General features: G+C 65.0%; 3 protein-coding genes. All 3 read left to right on the plus strand.

The window, feature by feature from the left end; translation table 11 throughout:
• Nucleotides 1-261, plus strand: a 261-nt coding sequence (locus JaAD80_RS27465) for an MSHA biogenesis protein MshK (protein ID WP_102299276.1), incomplete at its 5' end; no start/stop codon positions are given.
• Between the two features lie 38 nt (nt 262-299).
• Complete coding sequence (gene mshL / locus JaAD80_RS27470) at nt 300-2,072, plus strand: pilus (MSHA type) biogenesis protein MshL (RefSeq protein WP_102299280.1); 1,773 nt, start codon at nt 300-302, stop codon at nt 2,070-2,072.
• Nucleotides 2,073-2,987 (plus strand): ExeA family protein, encoded by a 915-nt coding sequence (locus JaAD80_RS27475; protein WP_102299278.1) that lies wholly within the window; start codon nt 2,073-2,075, stop codon nt 2,985-2,987.
• Nucleotides 2,988-3,104: the final 117 nt, after the last annotated feature.

Genomic DNA, 3,104 nt, shown 5'->3' on the forward strand with positions numbered 1-3,104 from the left:
CTGTGGGCGCCCGCCGATGCGGCGCCTGCCGCGCCGTCGCGGCCGCAGCTGCAATCGGTGCTTATCTCCAACAAGCCCGGCGGACGCCGCGTGGCCGTCATCGATGGCCAGGTGGTGCGCGTGGGCAGCAAGGTGGGCGGCGCCGTGGTGACGGAAATCCGCGACACGGCCGTGCTGCTGCGGCGCGGCAAGTCCCAGGAAACCTTCACGCTCTACCCGAGCAGCAAGCTCAATAATCAGACCGACCGCAAGCAGGAGTAGAAGAAGTGGCTATGCAACTCAATCAACACAAGGCGAGCATGTTCAAGATCAGCACGATGGCGGCCGTCATCGGCGTCAGCCTGGGCCTGGTAGGCTGCAATGTCGCGCCCGTCAAACGCGATACCTATAATGCGATCACCGACGCCGTCAAGGGCGCGGCGGCCACCACCACGCCAGCGGCCCAGCCCGATGCCGTGGAAGCGGCGCTGCTGCCGCCCGTGGCGGCCCTGGCGCAGCAATTGCCGAAGGCCCGCGCCGCGCTCGACGAGCGCTTCAACGTGGCTTTCAACAATGTGCCGGCGCGCCAGTTCTTCACCTCCATCGTGGCCGGCACGCGCTACAACATGCTGGTCCATCCCGACATCGGCGGCACGATTTCCGCCAATCTGAAGGATGTGACCCTGTTCCAGGCACTCGACGCCGTGCGCGAACTGTATGGCTACGATTACAAGGTCGAGGGCACGCAGATCTACATCAAGCCGCTGACCATGCAGACACGGCTGTTCCACGTGAATTACCTGACGGGCGCGCGCAAGGGCAGCTCGAACCTGCGCGTGTCGTCGACGTCCGTGTCGTCGGTGGGCGCCACCAGCGCGGGCGGTACGGGAACGAATGGCAGCAGTGGCAACAACGGCGGCAACAATGGCCCGCAAACGCCGGGCGGCCTGGTGCCAGGCGAAGACAGCAGCAACCTGACGACCACCTCGAATGCGGATTTCTGGCGCGAACTGAAGCTGTCGCTGGAAGCCATCGTCGGCAGCACGGAAGGGGGGCGGCAAGTGGTGCTCAGCCCGCAATCGGGCGTGATCGTCATCCGCGCCATGCCGGAAGAACTGCGCAATGTCGACATGTATTTGAAGGCCACGCAATTGTCCGTCGACCGCCAGGTGATCCTGGAAGCGAAAATCCTCGAAGTGCAGCTCAACAGCGATTTCCAGACGGGCATCAACTGGGCCTCGTTCGCCTCCATCAAGAGCGGCCACACGAACCGCATCTCGACCGGCTTCATCCAGCCGGGCGGCACCCTGGCGCCGTTGCCGTTCAACGGCGGCCAGCCGCCCAACATGACCAATGGCAGCGGCCTGACGGCCAGCAGCGGCTTTGGCCTGAGCTCGGCGGCCACCTCGGCCGGCTCCATGTTCGGCCTGGCCTTCCAGACGGCCAACTTCGCCGCCATGATTTCTTTCCTGGAATCGCAAGGCACCGTGCACGTGCTGTCGAGCCCGCGCATCGCCACCATGAACAACCAGAAGGCCGTGCTGAAGATCGGCACGGACGAGTTTTACGTGACGGGCGTGTCGACCACCACCAACACCACGGCCAGCGGCGCGACCACCAGCCCCAACGTGACCTTGCAGCCGTTCTTTTCCGGCGTAGTGCTGGACGTGACGCCGCAGATCGATGCGGACGGCAACATCATCCTGCACGTGCACCCGTCCGTCAGCCAGGTCACCACCGTCAACAAGGAAGTCGACCTGGGCAGCGCAGGTTCGCTGAAACTGCCGCTGGCCGCCTCCAGCACGTCAGAGATGGACAGCATGGTGCGCAGCCAGGATGGCCGCATCGTCGCCATCGGCGGCCTGATGCGCCAGGCGACGACGTCGGACCGCTCGCAAGTGCCGGGCGCGGGCGATATTCCCGTGCTGGGCGCGCTATTCCGCAACACGGGGCAGGTGATACAGAAGCGCGAACTGGTGGTGCTGATCAAGCCGACCATCGTCGATGGCGCCAACAGCTGGAACGAGGATTTGCTTGAATCGGGCAAGCGCATCGAGTCGCTCGATCCGCGCAGTCTCGGGGGGCGGCGCTAAATGTACCAGGCCCATTTCGGCTTGCGCGAGGCGCCGTTCGGCCTCACGCCCGATACCAGTTTCTTTTTCAATGGCCCGCAATCGCAAAAGGCGCTCAACACCCTGCTGGTGGCGGCGCGCAATGGCGAGGGCTTCATCAAGATCACTGGCGAAGTGGGTACCGGGAAAACCTTTTTGTGCCGCAAGTTCATGCAATCCTTGGGGCCGGATTTCGTCACCGCCTACATCCCCAATCCGAACCTGCCGCCGCGCTCGCTGATCCTGGCGCTGGCCGAGGACCTCGATGTCTTGCTGGAAAAGGATATTGAGCAGCATCAGCTGCTGCACGCCATCAACCTGCGCCTGCTGAACCTGGCGGCGCAAGGCAAGCGCGTGCTGCTGTGCCTGGATGAGGCGCAGGCGATTCCCGTCGACAGCCTCGAAGCGCTGCGCCTGCTGACCAACCTGGAAACGGAAAAGCGCAAGCTGCTGCAGATCGTGCTGTTTGGCCAGCCGGAACTGGACGTGAAACTGGCGCTGCCGGAAATCCGCCAGCTGGCGCAGCGCATCACCTTTCACTACCACCTGGGGCCCTTGTCGCGCGACGACGTGGACTTTTATGTGGCGCACCGCCTGCGCGTGGCCGGTTTCGACGGCGCGCGCCTGTTCAGCCGGGGCGGCGTGCGCAAGCTGTACCAGGCGTCCGGCGGCGTGCCGCGCCTGATCAACATCATGGCGCACAAGGCGCTGATGGTGGCGTATGGCGAAGGCCGGCAACAGGTCAGCGGGCGCCACGTGGCGCTGGCGGCCAGCGATACGCTGGCCAGCAAGCCGCGCTTCTGGCAAGCTCCCTGGCGGCGGCCCTGGCCATGGCTGGCCTGCGCCGGCGTGCTGGCCGCCGCCAGTGCCGTGAGCTGGACTTTACTGAACCGATGACGAATGACGAGCCTGTAGATGAGCCTGATTAACAAGATGTTGCAAGACCTCGATGCCCGCGGCACCCCGGAAGGCCGCGCCGACGCGGGCGGCATCCGCGCCGTGCCCGAGCGCGAG

It is taken from the genome of Janthinobacterium sp. AD80 (assembly GCF_002878455.1).
Taxonomy (GTDB): Bacteria; Pseudomonadota; Gammaproteobacteria; order Burkholderiales; family Burkholderiaceae_D; genus Janthinobacterium.

Excerpts from the sequence above, each read along its gene's own strand:
- mshL (WP_102299280.1), top strand. The coding sequence starts at position 300 with ATGTTCAAGATCAGCACGATGGCGGCCGTCATCGGCGTCAGCCTGGGC.
- JaAD80_RS27475 (WP_102299278.1), top strand. The coding sequence starts at position 2,073 with ATGTACCAGGCCCATTTCGGCTTGCGCGAGGCGCCGTTCGGCCTCACG.